Origin of the sequence: Ralstonia sp. Ralssp110 (assembly GCF_047325135.1) — a bacterium.
Classification (GTDB): domain Bacteria; phylum Pseudomonadota; class Gammaproteobacteria; order Burkholderiales; family Burkholderiaceae; genus Ralstonia; species Ralstonia mojiangensis.
The window spans coordinates 1621208-1636044 of record NZ_CP168609.1 but is presented as its reverse complement, the minus strand read 5'-3'; the positions used below and the strand labels follow the sequence as shown (position 1 = coordinate 1636044).

General features: G+C 63.9%; 16 protein-coding genes. 8 read left to right on the top strand and 8 right to left on the bottom strand.

The window, feature by feature from the left end; genetic code table 11:
• Positions 1-8 precede the first annotated feature (8 nt).
• The 7 genes from ACEN9T_RS07890 (at position 9) to ACEN9T_RS07860 (ending at position 5172) form a co-directional block, all read left to right on the top strand.
• Positions 9-731 carry a GntR family transcriptional regulator gene (locus ACEN9T_RS07890; RefSeq protein ID WP_024978366.1) on the top strand — a complete coding sequence of 241 codons (723 nt, stop codon included), beginning with the start codon at positions 9-11 and terminating at the stop codon, positions 729-731.
• 55 nt (positions 732-786) lie between these two features.
• Positions 787-1581, top strand: coding sequence for an ABC transporter ATP-binding protein (locus tag ACEN9T_RS07885; RefSeq protein WP_413706025.1), 795 nt, complete (start codon positions 787-789; stop codon positions 1579-1581).
• Complete coding sequence (locus tag ACEN9T_RS07880; protein ID WP_092972244.1) at positions 1571-2467, top strand: ABC transporter permease; 897 nt, start codon at positions 1571-1573, stop codon at positions 2465-2467. The genes ACEN9T_RS07885 and ACEN9T_RS07880 overlap by 11 nt, the downstream gene beginning before the upstream one ends.
• Positions 2468-2761: 294 nt before the next feature.
• Positions 2762-3790, top strand: a complete 1029-nt coding sequence (locus tag ACEN9T_RS07875) for an ABC transporter substrate-binding protein (RefSeq protein WP_413706024.1) — start codon at positions 2762-2764, stop codon at positions 3788-3790.
• Positions 3791-3844: 54 nt separating this feature from the next.
• Positions 3845-4255, top strand: a complete 411-nt coding sequence (locus ACEN9T_RS07870; RefSeq protein WP_413706023.1) for a DUF488 domain-containing protein — start codon at positions 3845-3847, stop codon at positions 4253-4255.
• A 29-nt stretch (positions 4256-4284) separates the two neighbouring features.
• On the top strand, positions 4285-4815 hold the full coding sequence (locus tag ACEN9T_RS07865; RefSeq protein ID WP_413706022.1) for a DUF3455 domain-containing protein: 531 nt from the start codon (positions 4285-4287) through the stop codon (positions 4813-4815).
• Between the two features lie 138 nt (positions 4816-4953).
• Positions 4954-5172 carry a DUF1059 domain-containing protein gene (locus tag ACEN9T_RS07860; RefSeq protein WP_413706021.1) on the top strand — a complete coding sequence of 73 codons (219 nt, stop codon included), beginning with the start codon at positions 4954-4956 and terminating at the stop codon, positions 5170-5172.
• A gap of 17 nt (positions 5173-5189) precedes the next feature.
• Here the strand turns inward: ACEN9T_RS07860 and ACEN9T_RS07855 are convergent, their stop codons facing one another.
• Both ACEN9T_RS07855 and ACEN9T_RS07850 read right to left on the bottom strand, forming a co-directional pair.
• Positions 5190-5831: a helix-turn-helix transcriptional regulator gene (locus tag ACEN9T_RS07855; protein WP_092972248.1), complete on the bottom strand. Its 642-nt coding sequence runs from the start codon at positions 5829-5831 to the stop codon at positions 5190-5192.
• A gap of 114 nt (positions 5832-5945) precedes the next feature.
• Complete coding sequence (locus ACEN9T_RS07850) at positions 5946-6383, bottom strand: multidrug/biocide efflux PACE transporter (RefSeq protein ID WP_413706020.1); 438 nt, start codon at positions 6381-6383, stop codon at positions 5946-5948.
• Positions 6384-6498: 115 nt separating this feature from the next.
• On the opposite strand from ACEN9T_RS07850, the gene ACEN9T_RS07845 reads away from it, so the two are divergent.
• The gene (locus ACEN9T_RS07845) at positions 6499-7383 is read left to right on the top strand and encodes a LysR family transcriptional regulator (RefSeq protein ID WP_413706019.1); all 885 of its coding nucleotides are present in this window, start codon (positions 6499-6501) and stop codon (positions 7381-7383) included.
• 4 nt (positions 7384-7387) lie between these two features.
• On the opposite strand, the gene ACEN9T_RS07840 is transcribed toward ACEN9T_RS07845, so the two are convergent.
• The 6 genes from ACEN9T_RS07840 to ACEN9T_RS07815 all read right to left on the bottom strand — a co-directional run bounded on the left by ACEN9T_RS07840 (position 7388) and on the right by ACEN9T_RS07815 (position 14793).
• Positions 7388-8269, bottom strand: a complete 882-nt coding sequence (locus ACEN9T_RS07840) for a PilZ domain-containing protein (RefSeq protein WP_413706018.1) — start codon at positions 8267-8269, stop codon at positions 7388-7390.
• A 145-nt stretch (positions 8270-8414) separates the two neighbouring features.
• Positions 8415-8804, bottom strand: coding sequence for a RidA family protein (locus tag ACEN9T_RS07835; protein WP_092972252.1), 390 nt, complete (start codon positions 8802-8804; stop codon positions 8415-8417).
• Positions 8801-9778, bottom strand: coding sequence for a threo-3-hydroxy-L-aspartate ammonia-lyase (locus ACEN9T_RS07830; protein WP_413706017.1), 978 nt, complete (start codon positions 9776-9778; stop codon positions 8801-8803). The genes ACEN9T_RS07835 and ACEN9T_RS07830 overlap by 4 nt, the downstream gene beginning before the upstream one ends.
• Positions 9775-10416 (bottom strand): transcriptional regulator, encoded by a 642-nt coding sequence (locus ACEN9T_RS07825; RefSeq protein WP_413706016.1) that lies wholly within the window; start codon positions 10414-10416, stop codon positions 9775-9777. The genes ACEN9T_RS07830 and ACEN9T_RS07825 overlap by 4 nt, the downstream gene beginning before the upstream one ends.
• 142 nt (positions 10417-10558) lie before the next feature.
• Entirely contained in the window at positions 10559-13681 is a 3123-nt protein-coding gene (locus ACEN9T_RS07820) for an efflux RND transporter permease subunit (RefSeq protein WP_092972255.1), read from the bottom strand.
• Positions 13678-14793, bottom strand: a complete 1116-nt coding sequence (locus ACEN9T_RS07815) for an efflux RND transporter periplasmic adaptor subunit (protein ID WP_092972256.1) — start codon at positions 14791-14793, stop codon at positions 13678-13680. Before ACEN9T_RS07815 ends, ACEN9T_RS07820 begins: the two co-directional genes overlap by 4 nt.
• Between the last annotated feature and the right edge of the window lie 44 nt (positions 14794-14837).

Below are 14837 nucleotides of genomic sequence, written 5' to 3'. Positions count from 1 at the left end.
CGATACCCATGCCCGCCGATCTCCGCCTGCCCCGCTATCAGCAACTGCGTGACGATCTGGCCGCGCAGATCGCCCAGCAGCATTGGCGCCCGGGCGACGCCATCCCGACCGAAGCCGAGCTTGCCAAGACGTACAACGTGGCGGTCGGCACCGTCCGCAAAGCCGTCGACGTATTGGTGGCCGAAGGGCTGCTCGAACGCTTCCAGGGCCGTGGCACCTTCGTGCGGCGTGCCAGCTTTGCCAGTTCCTTGTTCCGCTTCTTCCGCTTCCAGAGTGAAAGCGGCGAGCGGCGCATTCCCGAGAGCCGCATCCTCAAGCGCGACGTGCTCGATGCGCCGTCGGCGCCGGCTGCGGGTCTGCAGATTGAGACCGGCTCACCGGTCATTCGCCTGACCCGGCTGCGCCTGCTGGATGGCGCGCCAATGCTCGCCGAAGAAATCTGGTTGCCGTACGACCGTTTCGCGCCGCTCGCCACGCTGGAACTCGACGCGTTTGGCGACCTGCTGTATCCGCTGTACGAATCCCACTGCGGCCAGATCATCGCCAGCGCCGAAGAAACGCTCACCGCCGAGGCCGTCAACGCAACGTATGCGCGGCTCTTGCGCATCCAGCCCGGCGATCCGGTGATGGTCATCGAACGCGTTGCGCGCGGCTACGACCGGGTGCCGCTTGAATGGCGGCGCTCACGCGGGGCGGCGGCGCACTTCCGGTACCACGTGGATATCCGGTAACGCCACCTCTCGCTGCCACCCATACGGACAAAAAACACACACAGGAGACAACATCATGCAGGCCAACTCATCGACGGCCCCACCGCTGCTGGATGTGCGCGGCGTCACGCTGCAGTACAAGACACGCCAGCATCTGGTGACGGCCACCTACCGCGTCGACTTTCAGGTCTACCCCGGCGAGCGCTACATCCTGCTGGGCCCATCGGGCTGCGGTAAATCGACATTGCTCAAGGCCATCGGCGGCTACCTCACGCCCACCGAAGGCGAGATCCGCCTGAAGGGCCAGCCCGTGACCAAGCCTGGCCCGGATCGCATGATGGTGTTCCAGGAGTTCGACCAGCTCCTGCCGTGGAAGACGGTGAAAGAGAACGTGCTGTTCCCGCTGCTCTCCACGGGCAAGCTGGGCCCGCGTGAAGCCGAAGAACGTGCCCTGCACTACATCAACAAGGTCAACCTCACCAAGTTTGCCGACCACCACCCGCACATGCTGTCGGGCGGGATGAAGCAACGCGTAGCCATCGCCCGCGGCATGGCCATGGAACCCGACGTGCTGCTGATGGACGAGCCCTTCGCAGCGCTCGACGCGCTTACGCGCCGCAAGATGCAAGACGAGTTACTGCAGCTGTGGGATGAAACACGCTTCACCGTGCTGTTTGTCACGCACTCGATTCCGGAGGCGATCCGCTGCGGCAGCCGCATCCTGATTCTCTCGCCGCATCCCGGGCAAGTGCGCGCCGAACTGCCGAGCCTTGTACGCGGCGATGATGACCCTGAGCGCTTTAAGGCCCTCGAAGCCGAGATCCACGACATGCTGTTCGCCCGCACGGTGGAGGAAACCCATGCAGACTGAAACCCTATCCATGCCGGCCACCACCGACATCAGCAACCGCGCGCCCGTCTACAGCACGCCCGTGGCGTTCGAGCGCATCGGCGTGGTGGAAAAACCGCTCTCCATTGCTGAACGCCTGTACGAGCAGGCATGGCTGCGCAAGCTCGTCATCCTCGTCGTGCTCGCACTCGTGTGGGAAGGCGGTGCGCGCTGGCTCGACAACCCGCTGCTGCTGCCGACCTTCTCCGATACCGTGCAGGCGCTGTGGGCAGGGCTGGCCAGCGGCACGCTGTTCGCCCGCATCGGCACGTCGATGCAAACGCTGCTGGCGGGCTATGCGCTGGGCCTGGCGCTGTCGTGCGCACTGGTGGTTCTGGGTATCAGCAATCGGCTCGGGCAGGACTTCCTGGAAACGCTCACCGCCATGTTCAACCCGCTGCCGGCCATCGCCCTGCTGCCGATCGCGCTCGTGTGGTTTGGCCTGGGCAACGGCAGCCTGATCTTCGTGATCGTGCACTCCGTGGTGTGGGCGGTGTCGCTCAACACGCATGCAGGCTTCCTGTCGGTATCGAACACGCTGCGCATGGTGGGCCGCAACTACGGGCTCTCGGGCATGGGGTATCTGACCAAGATCCTGATCCCGGCGGCGTTCCCATCCATCCTCACGGGCCTGAAGATCGGCTGGGCCTTCGCATGGCGCACGTTGATCGCCTCGGAACTGGTGTTTGGCGTCAGTTCCGGCCAGGGCGGCCTCGGCTGGTACATCTACGAAAACAAGAATCAGCTGCAGATTCCGGAAGTATTCGCCGGCCTGCTGACGGTGATCATCATCGGCCTGCTGGTAGAGAACCTAGTATTCCGCACGCTGGAAGCCCGCACCGTCAAACGCTGGGGCATGCAGAACTGAACATGGGAGCAACGCCAGCGCCCCAGACGGTTTGGCCGTACCTTGCCCTATGCGGCGCCTTGAATTTTTGTGAGCGGGCGGAAAAAGGAAGGAGGCCTGTTTGAGCGAAGCGAGTTTGCCTCCTTCTCCGCACGGTCACAGAAATTCAAGGAGTCTTTCGCCGCATCGGGCGCGCCTTTCTTTGCTTACTTTCTTTGGCAAGACAAAGAAAGTGAGTCGCCCCCGGCAGGGGGTGAAACAAGGGATACACCACCAACAAGCATAAAGACCAACAGAGCAACAAGGAGACAAAATATGCAGCACCCCCGCCGCACCATCCTCCGCCTGACAATCGCCGCCACGCTGGCTGCATCGCTCCTGGCCGGCGCCGTCAGCACCGCGCATGCCGAAGCCAGCGAAGTCCGCATCTCCCACGGCTACGGCATCCTCTACCTGCCCATCATGGTGATGGCGAGCGAACACCTGCTGGAGAAGCAAGCCAAGGCCGCCGGCCTGGGCGACGTCAAAGTCAGCTATCGCATCCTGGACGGCGGCAACGTCATCAACGACGCCATGCTCTCGGGCGCGCTGGACATCGCCTCGCTGGGCGTGCCAGGCTTCCTCACGCTGTGGGACAAGACGCGCGGCAGCGCGATGGAAGTGCGCGGACTGTCGTCGCTGAGTTCGTCGTCGATGTACCTCATGACACGCAACCCGAACGTGAAGACGCTGGCGGATTTCTCTGACAAGGACCGCATTGCCGTGCCCGGCATCAAGACCTCACTGCCGGCCGTGGTGCTGCAAATGGCTGCCGCCAAGACCTTCGGCGACAAGCAGTTCAACAAGCTTGACCCGATCACCGTGCCGCTGCCGCACCCTGACGCCACCGCCGTCATGCTGGCCGGCGGCAGCCAGATCAACAGCCACATGGCCTCGCCGCCCTTCTCGTACACCGAGGCCGCGGCACCCGGCCTGCACCGCGTGTTCAACACGGTCGATGTGCTGGGTAACATCACGCTGGACATGACCTACACCAGCAAGAAGTTCTACGAGGCCAACCCGAAGCTGTCGGCGGCGTTCGTGGCGGCGCTGGATGAAGCCAACGCCCTCATCGCCAAGGACAAGACCAAAGCTGCGCAGATCTACATTGCGCAATCGAAGGTGAAGAGTTCGCCGGAAGAAGTGAAGAAGATCCTGGACGATCCGGATTCGCGCTTCACGACCACGCCCGTGGGCGTCGCACACTATGCTGAATTCATGCAGCGCGTGGGCACGCTCAAGAACAAGCCCGCGTCGTGGAAGGATGTTTTCTTCCCGACGGTGCAGAACCGGCAGGGTTCGTAACGCAAAACGCCTGAGCACAACGAGCAGCACGCAGCATCCGCACGGAGGCATTTCATGGCACTACGCATCGTCCGGCTCGGCGAGCCGCGTCACCCCGACGAAGGCTTGCGCATCGGCACCGTGCGGCGCCCGCCACGCGGCGTGCCCAAGGAAGAATTCGCCAGCCGCGATTTCTACGACGTCTGGATGCCGCTGCTCTCTCCCACGCCCGAACTCGTCAAGCAGGCCCAGGCCGCACAGACCGCGCACGACAAGGATCAGCAAAACAAGGGCTGGCAAACCTTCGTGCGCCACTTCCGCACCGAAATGCGCGACGGCGATGCGGCACGATTGCTCGACATGCTGGCCGCGCTTTCGCACCAGACCAACCTGTCGGTCGGGTGCTATTGCGAGGACGAGGCGCATTGCCATCGGTCGGTGCTGCGCGAGTTGTTGAGGGAACGTGGGGCGAAGCTGGCTCCGTGAACAAGCACGCCACTTATACAAGGAAGACCATGACCAGCCTGCCCCGAACGCTTCGTCACCGCACCGCATCTGCCCTTCTGCTCGCACTGGCAATGACCAGCGCGCAGACAGTCATGGCGCAAACTGCGCCCGCCGTGCTCCAGCCAGCCGATGCACACCACATCGTCGCCACGCTATCGGCCACGGGGGTGCAAATCTACGTTTGCAAGCGCGACGGCGACAAGCCCCTGGCGTGGGCCTTCAAGGCGCCACTGGCGGAGCTTTACGATGCCAGCGGCAAGCTCGTCATCAAACACGGTGCGGGCCCAAGCTGGGAAGCCCCAGACGGCAGCAAGATCACAGGAAAAGTCTTGCAGCAAGTGCCCAACACCGCGGAAGCCGGTGCCATTCCGCTGCTGCTGTTGCAAGCCACCAATGTTGGCGGCGCGGGCTTGTTGAGCGGTGTGCGCTACGTGCAGCGGCTGCAGACCCACGGCGGCATCGCACCCGCACAACCTTGCACGGAAGAAAGCCAGGAAGGCCGCAGCCCGTACCTGGCGCAATACGTCTTCCTCGACTGACGCACCGCTGCCAGAGGTTGGTGCCCCTACCCCATACGGGGGACGACGCGCCTCCTTGGCGACCCTATAACGAAGAGACGCGCGACCGGTGGTTCACCGCGTCGCGCCGTCGTCATTCGTCATTCCAGGAGCACCACCATGGGCCGCCGCTACATCGATTGCCGCGCCTTCCCCAGCGAGACCAACTGCTCGGTCGCCATCAGCGCCGACAGCGATGCCGAACTGCTGGAGGCGGCTGTGCAGCATGCCGTTTCCGTGCACAAGCACACCGATTCCCCCGAGTTGCGGGCGCAACTGCAGACCCTTTTCCAGGACGGCACCCCCGCCGTAGCGCCACCAAAGATGGCCGCTACCTGATCAAAACGCGGCCGCCCCTACCGACGCGCCGACAGCGCCAGCATCAGCCGCACCACATCGCACTGGCTGTGCGTGTTGGTCTTGCGATAGACGTGCTTGAGGTGCGTGCGCACCGTGTCGAGTGAAATGCCTAGCGTGCGGGCAATACAGGCTGGGTCGGAGCCGCTTGCGAGCAGATCGGCCACATCGGCTTCGCGGCGCGTCAGGTGGAATGCATCGGTCAACCACAGGCTGGCCGGCTGCGCAGGCGAGAACCCTGTGCGTGCCGCAACGCGTTGCCAGCACAACGGCAGGGCTTGCGCAAAGTGCGGCAACAAGGCTTGTGGTGCCGCACCGTGCCGCATGGGTTGCGGCACGCCCGACTTGCAGTAATCGAGCCACACCGCGCCGCGCACTTCGGCATCGGCCACAGGCCACGAATCGACGCCATCACCGCGCACTGCATGCAGCAGCATGTCAGCCGCGCGCGCGCCACGCGATGCCACCCAGTGCCACCTTCTATCGACGCGCCACCGGATCATTGCCGCAGCATGGTCTGCGCCGCACGCGTCGCGCAGCACGTTCATCACGCCCACGGCATCGCCTGCGCAGGCCGCTACGTAGCAGTGGCGCAGCACGGTTGCCGAGGCATGAGGTGACGTGGTCAGAAGACGCGGCATAAGGCAATACGGGCGCAGCGGCTTGCGACCGCTGCGCCCGTCTGGAAAGGGACTTCATTATAGGAAGCGCGTCACCTCCTGCACTGCTCCTTTTGCCCTAGGCCAGCCTGCGCCTCAGGCCAGCGCGCGGCGCGACATCCAGCGTGCGCGCAGATGGTCGTACGCGAAGTTGAAACAGAACGTGTACGGCAGGAACAGCAGCATGATGCCGACGTCGAGCACAAAGGCTTCCCACAGGCCCACGTCCAGCCACCAGGCGGCCAGCGGCACCAGCATCAAGACCAGCCCGCCTTCGAACAGACAGGCATGCACCACCCGCAGGATCACGGTGCGCGAAAGCCGGTAGCGACGCTCCACGCGTTCGAAGATGGCGTTGAACACCATGTTCCATACCATTGCCACCGCGGCAAACATGAGGGTCATGACACCCATTTCAGCCAACGGCAAATCCATCAGCCAACTAAACAGGGGCGCGCAGATGAGCATGGCAATCAGCTCGAACGTCAGCGCATGTACGAGACGCTCGGCTGGCGTTTTGTATGAGACTTGCATTGCGATTACCTCCAAAAGCAGACGTCATTTTCATCGGTGTAAGCCGCTTTATCCAGTTTCGTATCATCGGTTTTTCCGATACATTGATAGGAACTCCCCCCCCTCTGAGGTTCCGATGCGCCACTCCCCGGAAGCCCTGCTCGCCTTTGCCGAAGCCGCCACGCTGGGTTCGTTCTCGGCGGCGGCCCGCAAACTGGGCAAGCGGCAATCCACCATCAGCGAGGCAATCGCCAACCTGGAGATCGATCTTGGCCTGACGCTATTCGACCGCAGCACGCGTCAGCCGACGCTGACCGAGGCGGGCCGTGCCATGTTCACGCAAGTGCGTCGCGTGCTTGACGCCAGCGCGCAGATGGACCGCCTGGCCGCGCAGATGGCTGGCGGCCTGGAAGCGCGCCTGACGCTCGTGGTGTCAGACACTTACCAGTCCGACCGCTATGAACAAACGCTCGCCACGCTTGAGCAGCGCTACCCCGACCTCGAACTCGAATGCCTGATCGCCGAACACGAAGACGTGGTCGACATCATCCAGTTGGGCCGCGCCCAGATCGGCCTGGTGGCCGCGCAGGCGGCCTATCCGGCCGACGTTGGATGGGCAACCATTGCAGAGCAATCGGAGATCGGACTGTTCGTCGGGCTGCAGCACCCGCTCGCCCGATATGGCGACGAGGAAGTGCCACACGCAATCCTGCGCGAGGCACGCGAACTGCGGCTGAACACCTTCGTCGACAGGGCTGGGCCGCGTGCCGACGCAGTGCCCGTGCGCAGCGCTCGCCGATGGTCTGCGCCGAGCTATCTGATGCTGCTTGAAATGGCGGTGCTGGGCTTCGGCTGGACGGAGCTGCCGCGCTGGCTGGTGGATCACTTTGCGGCAGACCGGTTGCATGAAGTGCGTGCGCGCGGCTGGCCCCGCCTGGTGCCAGTCGACGCGGTATGGTCACGCAATCGCACGCTTGGGCAGGCAGGCGCGTGGCTGCTGGAGACGATGCTGGCGGGCTAGGGGCTCACGCGTTTTCGTCGAGCCGGTCGATGATCAGATGCGAAAGCTGCGCCGTCTGCTCTTTCGACAGCGAAAACTCCATGCCAAATGACGGAAACGCAGAGGCAGGCGCCCCCAGCGCGGGCGACCCGCTCGCCACGCGGCCCGTCAGCGAGAACGACTCCAGCTGTCCATCGACGTAAGCACTGAAATCGAGAGCCAGCCGGTCGCCGGGCTGAAACGCCGCGCTGGCACTTTGCACAAGTGCACCATTCAGGCAGATGTCGCGGATCACCGCCACACGATCTGCCGCTGATGCCGCCTGCCCTTCGGGGCGCAAGCGGGCACCGATCCGTACTTGCACGCGCTTGGCACGGCGCAACGGCATCTTCTGCATCTTGATCGGCGCAGACAGCACCAGATACGGTGAGGGAAACTGCCCCACCGATACCACGCTGCACATCATGGTGACGACCGCGCGGCCCGAGAACCCGCGCAACAAGAGAATGTCCCGTACCTCCGGACGCAGCGTGCGCTTGCCGTCGGCCGGCTGCGTGACGAACACCGCTTCGCCTTCGATATAGCCGATCAGTCGACACGGCAGCAGCCCCCGCAGCGGGGCAGATTTCTCCTGCACCTGCAGAACGATGCCGACGCCCAGGCCCGTTGTCCCAAGGCGGGGCTTCGTCTCAGCCGGGGCGGCGGGCGCGGGGGGAGCAACGCCACTGCTTTCGTCCAACGCCAGCACGGGACCATGATGAAACAGCAGGCGCACGTCTTCGGCATCCGGCACCACAGCGCCGGCGGGCAGCAGTAGGTGACCTACGCTGTCGGCCAGCGGGAACGGCAGCGGCTGGCCGACCGGCACGTCTTCCTGGGTAAGCTGCCGCGTTTTTGGTTGGGTCATGAGGGGGCGATGGATCTGTGCGTCTGGGCCGGGCATATGCCCCGGCAGGCATACCGGCCATTTTGCAACAATGGCGGGCAAACGGCCGGAGATCAACTCGCGCGAACCCTGCCTGCCTGACGCACATCAACGACAAGCGTTTGCATCACACCGCCAGTGCCGTCGCCTCGATTTCAACCGCCAGACCGTAATGCAGCGTGGGCACGGGCACCACGGCGCGTGCGGGCCGCAGTTCGCCGATCCACGCCCGATACAGCGCATCGAACGCCGGCCAGTGCGTTTCCATGTCGGTCACATACACGCGCACCTGCACGAGGCGCGAGCGGTGAGTGCCGGCCGCGGCAAGCACGGCGTCAAGATTGGACAGCACTTGGCGCACCTGCGTCTCGAATGGCGCATCAACGAGCTTTTCGCCTGCCGGCGTGACTGGAATCTGCCCTGCCACGAACACGAAACCATTGGCGCAGACTGCGTGCGAGTAGTGCCCCGCAGGCGGACGCAACGCCGGCGCGTTCAGGTAGCGCGCATTGCTCATTTGGCCACCTCCGCCCCCAGCACCAGCCTGGCGAAGTGCTGCAAGTCGACATTGCCGCCCGACAGAATCACGCCGACGCGCTTGCCATGCACGTCGACCTTGCCGGTGAGTGCGGCTGCGGCGGCCAGACAGCCGGTGGGCTCAACCACCGCCTTCATTCGGCTGGCGAAGAATTGCATGGCGCTCACCAGTTCCGCATCGCTCACGGTCACGATGTCGTCGACCAACTCGCGAATCACGGCAAACGTGTAGTTGCCCAGGTGCTGCGTCTGCGCGCCATCGGCCAGCGTCTTGGGCGTATCGATATGGACGATCTCGCCCTTGCGAAAGCTCTGCTGGCCGTCGTTGCCAGCCTCGGGCTCCACGCCAAAGATCTTGCACGCGGGGTTCAGCGCGCGCGCCGCCGTGGCGCAACCCGAGAGCAGGCCGCCGCCGCCCAGCGGGGCCAGCAGCACATCGAGCGGGCCGACCTCTTCGATCAGTTCCTTGGCCGCCGTGCCTTGCCCGGCCATCACGTGCGGGTGGTCATATGGCGGGATCAGCGTGAGGCCATGTTCTTCGGCCAGCCGGCGGCCGATGGCTTCGCGGTCTTCGGTGTAGCGGTCGAAGAACACCACCTCTCCGCCGTAGCCGCGCGTGGCTTCCACCTTCACGACGGGCGCGTCCTTGGGCATGACGATGACAGCACGCATGCCCAGCAGGCTGGCCGACAGTGCAATCGCCTGCGCGTGGTTGCCAGACGAAAACGTGATGACGCCCGCCTTGCGCTGCTCCGGCGTGAATTGCGACAGCGCGTTGTACGCGCCGCGAAACTTGAACGCACCCATGCGCTGGAAGCTCTCGGCCTTGAAGAACAGCTCGGCGCCAGTCATGGCATTGGCGGTTGCTGACGTCAACACGGGCGTCTTGTGGGCAACGCCTTGCAAACGCGCGTGGGCGGCAACAACGTCGTCGTAGGAAATGGGCAGGCTCATGCGAGGTTCTCGGGAAGGTAGGTGTAGACGGTTGAGCGCGCCACGCCGAGGGTCTGCGCGACTTCGGTCAGCGCACGGCGCAAGTTCAATAGGCCGCTGGCGGCCAGTTCTCGCATAGCTTCGCGGCGCTGGTCGAGCGTCATGGCCATGGGTGTGGTGTTGCGTGCGGCGGCAAACTGTTCCAGCGCGACGCGCACGTCTTCCACACGGCGTGGCGCCAACGATTCGGGCACCGGCGGCGCGGCCACATCAACGCGCATCAGTTGCGTAAGGCCGGTTGTCACGGCGTTCAACATGGAGACGTCCATGTTCAGGCAGATGGCCGCGACATATTGCCCACGGCTGTTCTTCAGGCCGATCGACGTGCTCTTGGCCGGGCGCCCGTTGGGAAACCGGTTGGCGTAGTTTTCAATGACTTCCGGGAAGTCCGGATCGGCAAGGCGTGCGAGTCCCAGCTCGGTCACGGCGTCGCCCACTTGGCGGCCGGACAGGTTATTGGCGATGGCGACGACGGAATGATCCGGATCGGTCAGGTCGTGCAGGACGACTTCCACCAGCGGCGCCAGCGTGTTGCCTAGCGCCTCGACGATCTTGCGGCCTTCGCGCAGCAGAAGGCGGTTTTCTTCGATGGACTTCATGGACGTTGACGATACGTCAATTCCTGACATTTCGTCAACACCATGGGAGCCGCCATGACGGCGTGCGGCTCCCCGCGAGAAAAAAAAACGCCTGCCCGAAGGTCGAGAGAGAACGGAGGTAACTGGGGCAGGCGAAGAAAGACTACTCAGGCACCAGTTGGCCCGGGGGCTGCGCCGTTTCGTGAGATGCGTGCTGCGCCTCGGCCGCGTTGCCAGGCCGTATCCTGAACCAGATCGAGTACATCGCCGGCAGGAACACCAGGGTCAGGATCGTGCCCGCGAACGTTCCGCCGATCAGCGTGTAAGCGAGCGCACCCCAGAACACCGAATGGGTTAGCGGGATGAAGGCCAGGATAGCGGCCAGCGCCGTGAGAATCACCGGGCGGGCACGTTGGACCGTCGCTTCCACCACGGCCCGGAACGGGTCCAGTCCTTCGCTCTTGTTGTGCTGAATCTGCCCGATCAGGATCAATGTGTTGCGCATCAAGATGCCCGACAACGCAATCAGGCCAACCAGCGCGTTGATGCCAAATGGCTGCCCAAACAGGATCAAGGTCGGGACCACGCCAATCAACCCCAGCGGACTGGTCAGGAACACCATGACCATCGCCGGAATCGATCGCACCTGGAAGATGAGAATCAGCAGGGTCACCGCCAGCATGATGGGGAACAGCGGCAGCATGGCCTTCGTTGCCTTGCCCGACTCTTCGATGGAGCCCGCCTGCTCAATGCGGTATCCGCTCGGCAGTTTCTCGATGATGGGCTGAAGCTGCTTGCTGATGGCGGTCGACACATCGGGCGGTTGCAGACCGTCTGCAATATCGCCGCGCACCGTGATGGTCGGCATGCGGTCGCGCCGGCGGATGATCGGCTCTTCCATGCGCACATCGATCTTGCCGATCTGCGAGAGCGGAATGCGCTGCCCGTTGGCACCAGCCAGTGTGAAGTCTGCGATCTTGGCCGGGTCGAGCCGCACGTTGCCAGCCGAGCGCGCGGTCACCTGCACGGTGCGGATGTCTTCGCGCACCGCCGTCACCGGAACGCCGTTGAGCAGGAATTGCAGTTGCTGCGCGACGGCACTGGAGGTCAGGCCCACGGCCTGGAGACGGTCTTGCTGCAAGGTGAAATGCAGCGTGGGCACACGCATGCCCCAGTCCGTATTGACCGTGCGCATCATCGGGCTGGCGTCCATGACCTGCCGCACATCGGCCGCGATGCGGCGCAACGTTTCCGCATCCGGACCGGTCACGCGGTAAGCCACGGGGAACGGCGAATACGGACCGAACACGAGCTGCGTAACACGCACGCGCGCCTCGGGAGCGAGGCCATCTGCAACGGCCTGGCGCAAGCGCAGCTTCAGCGCGTCACGCTCTTCCTGGCTGTCGGTGCGGATCACGATCTTGGCGAACGACGGATCCGGCAGCTCCGGCCCCATGGCAAGATAGAAACGCGGTGCACCCTGGCCGATGTAAGCCGTCACGATCTTGGCTTCCTGCTGTTTGGCGAGCCAGCCTTCGATTTTTGCAGTCGCTGCGTCGGTCTGGTTGATCGACGTGCCGTAGGGCATCTGCACCTCGACCAGCACTTCGGGCCGATCCGAAATCGGGAAGAACTGCTTCTTGACCACCGCCATGCCCACAATGGCCAGCACGAAGAGCCCGACCACCGCCCCCGCCACCAGCCATTTCCGCGCGATCACTCGCCCGAGCAACGCGCGGAAGCGGTTGTAGCGCGGCGTGTCGTAAATGGCAGCGTGACCACCTTCGACCTTCTTGAAGTCGGGCAGCATCTTCACACCCAGGTAAGGCGTGAACACGACCGCAACCACCCACGACGCAATCAGCGCAATGCCGACGATCCAGAACATGTTGCTGGTGTACTCACCCGCCGTGGAGCGTGCAAAGCCGTTGGGCATGAACCCGACAGCCGTCACCAGCGTGCCCGAGAGCATGGGCGCGGCTGTGTGGCTCCACGCATAGGCCGAAGCGGCCACGCGGCTGTAACCCTCTTCCATCTTCACCACCATCATTTCGATGGCGATGATGGCGTCGTCCACCAACAAACCCAGTGCCAAAATCAAGGAGCCGAGGGTGATGCGATCGAAGTTCTTGCCTGTCGCGGCCATCACCACAAACACCACGGCGAGCGTCAGCGGCACGGCTGCGGCCACCACAAGGCCTGCACGCCAGCCCATGCTGACAAAGCTCACCACCATGACCACCAGCAGCGCGACAAAGAACTTGAGCATGAACTCATCAACGGACGCGGCGATGTTGACCGCCTGATCCGTCACCTTGGTCAGGCTCATGCCGAGCGGCATGTCCGCATTGATTGCGCCGATTTCCTTGTCGAGCGCCTTGCCCAAATCGAGCCCGTTCCATCCGTCGCGCATGACGATGCCCAGCAGCAGGGCGGGCTGCCCACCATTGCGCACCATGAACGTGGCGGGGTCTTCATAACCGCGCTTGACGGTGGCGATGTCCGAGAGCTTTAACGTACGGCCTTGCGAAACCACCGGCGTATCGCGAATCTTTTGCAGTTCATCGAACGCGCCATCCAGGCGGACGAACACCTGCGGCCCTTTGGTTTCCACCGAGCCGGCGGCCGTCAACGCATTCTGGCTGTTGAGCGCAGCAAACACATCTTGCGGGCTCACGCCCAGCGTTGCCAGCCGGTCATGCGAAAACTCAACGTAGATGCGCTCGGACTGCTCGCCGATGATGTTGACTTTCTTCACGCCGGGCACGTGCAGCAAGCGCTGCCGCTGCGTCTCTGCATCGCGCACGAGCGCACGTTGCGGCTCGCCCTGCGCCTTGAGCGCAAACAGGGCAAAGGTCACGTCCGAATATTCGTCATTGACGATCGGCCCGATCACGCCCGACGGCAGGTTGCCCACCTCGTCGCTAACCTTCTTGCGCGCTTGGTAAAACTCCTCCTGCACTTCCGACGGCGGCGTGGTGTCGAGCAAGGTCAACGTGGTGAACGCCAGGCCCGGGCGCGTGTACGTTTCTGTGCGGTCGTACCAGCGCAGCTCCTGCATGCGCTTTTCGATCTTCTCAGCCACCTGGTCCTGCATTTCCTGCGCGGTAGCACCCGGCCACACGGTCACGATGTTCATCACCTTGACCGTAAACGCCGGGTCTTCCGCACGGCCCAGTTTGAAGAAGGAAATGAGCCCCGCCAGCGAGATCAGGCAGATGAGAAACAGCGTGACGGCACGCTCGCGCACGGCAAGCGCCGATAGGTTGAAGCGGCCCGGGCTCACAGTCGCACTCCCGCGATGGCAGTGCCGGTGCCCTGCCCGGCCACGCGGACTTGCTGGCCCTCACGCAGCAGTTGTGCGCCTAACGCGACGATCCGCTCGCCTTGTTTGATCTGGCCGGCAACGCTTGCGCCTTCGTCACCAAGGCGCACGATGGTGATGGAACGCCACGACACCTTGGCAGGGTCCCCCTGAATGACCCAAACACCGGGACCCTTGCCGGTATCAAACACCGCACCTAGCGGTACCTGTAGATCGCCTTGCGCTGTCGCCAGCCGCTCAGGAATCTGGATCGTGACGGTCGCACCAAGCGGCGCATTTGCCAGTTCGCCATCCAGCACATAACGCGCTTCGTACGTGCGGGTGAGCCGATCGGCTGCATCCGACAACTGTCGGAGCTTGGCGGGCGTGCCATCGCTTTCCTTGCCGAACAACGTGGCTTGTGCGACTGAGCCGATTGCCGGCCGCAACGTTTCCGGCAACTGAACCACCGCTTCACGGCGCCCGGCATGGGCCAAGCGCACCACCGCCTGTCCGGCATTCACCACTTGGCCCGGCTCGGCCAGCGTTTCCATGACCACGCCATCGCCATCGGCAACGAGTTCTGCATAGCGGCTGGCGTTGCGCGCTACGTCAGCCTGCGCTTCAGCGGCGCTCAGTTGCGCTTTTGCGGCATCCGCGGCGGCCTTGGCCTGGTCATAGGCGGAGGCGGAAATCGCGCCAGTGCCACGCAAGTCGCGGTAGCGCGCTTCGTCTTCCGCCGTCTGTTGCGCGCGTGCCCGGGCGGCGGCCACGGCTTCTTGCTGTGCGTGCGCGGCCAGCTTCAGATCCACAGGATCGATGCGCATGAGCGGCTGCCCGCGCTTGACGGGTTGCCCCGCGTCCACCAGCCGCTCCAGCACCTTGCCGGACACGCGGAACCCGAGGTCGCTCTGCACCCTCGCAGCCACCACGCCCGTGAACGAGCGCGATGCAGACGCCACAGGCCGAACAAACGCCGCGCGCACCAGAGGCGCCTGGGTGCGTGGGTCAGCGGGGGCTTTTTCGCCGCAAGCGCTCAGCGCGAGCGGCAAGGCAAGAACAACGGAAGAAGTAATAAGGCGACGCGAAAGCATGAAAGCCCCATCGACAGGATGAACTGGGCTTTCATTCTTGTTCT

Coding starts and splice junctions, on each gene's coding strand:
- ACEN9T_RS07885 (WP_413706025.1), top strand. CDS start 787: ATGCAGGCCAACTCATCGACGGCCCCACCGCTGCTGGATGTGCGCGGC.
- ACEN9T_RS07875 (WP_413706024.1), top strand. CDS start 2,762: ATGCAGCACCCCCGCCGCACCATCCTCCGCCTGACAATCGCCGCCACG.
- ACEN9T_RS07840 (WP_413706018.1), bottom strand. CDS start 8,269: ATGACCCAACCAAAAACGCGGCAGCTTACCCAGGAAGACGTGCCGGTC.
- ACEN9T_RS07880 (WP_092972244.1), top strand. CDS start 1,571: ATGCAGACTGAAACCCTATCCATGCCGGCCACCACCGACATCAGCAAC.
- ACEN9T_RS07825 (WP_413706016.1), bottom strand. CDS start 10,416: ATGAAGTCCATCGAAGAAAACCGCCTTCTGCTGCGCGAAGGCCGCAAG.
- ACEN9T_RS07815 (WP_092972256.1), bottom strand. CDS start 14,793: ATGCTTTCGCGTCGCCTTATTACTTCTTCCGTTGTTCTTGCCTTGCCG.
- ACEN9T_RS07855 (WP_092972248.1), bottom strand. CDS start 5,831: ATGCCGCGTCTTCTGACCACGTCACCTCATGCCTCGGCAACCGTGCTG.
- ACEN9T_RS07835 (WP_092972252.1), bottom strand. CDS start 8,804: ATGAGCAATGCGCGCTACCTGAACGCGCCGGCGTTGCGTCCGCCTGCG.
- ACEN9T_RS07890 (WP_024978366.1), top strand. CDS start 9: ATGCCCGCCGATCTCCGCCTGCCCCGCTATCAGCAACTGCGTGACGAT.
- ACEN9T_RS07860 (WP_413706021.1), top strand. CDS start 4,954: ATGGGCCGCCGCTACATCGATTGCCGCGCCTTCCCCAGCGAGACCAAC.
- ACEN9T_RS07845 (WP_413706019.1), top strand. CDS start 6,499: ATGCGCCACTCCCCGGAAGCCCTGCTCGCCTTTGCCGAAGCCGCCACG.
- ACEN9T_RS07830 (WP_413706017.1), bottom strand. CDS start 9,778: ATGAGCCTGCCCATTTCCTACGACGACGTTGTTGCCGCCCACGCGCGT.
- ACEN9T_RS07850 (WP_413706020.1), bottom strand. CDS start 6,383: ATGCAAGTCTCATACAAAACGCCAGCCGAGCGTCTCGTACATGCGCTG.
- ACEN9T_RS07870 (WP_413706023.1), top strand. CDS start 3,845: ATGGCACTACGCATCGTCCGGCTCGGCGAGCCGCGTCACCCCGACGAA.
- ACEN9T_RS07865 (WP_413706022.1), top strand. CDS start 4,285: ATGACCAGCCTGCCCCGAACGCTTCGTCACCGCACCGCATCTGCCCTT.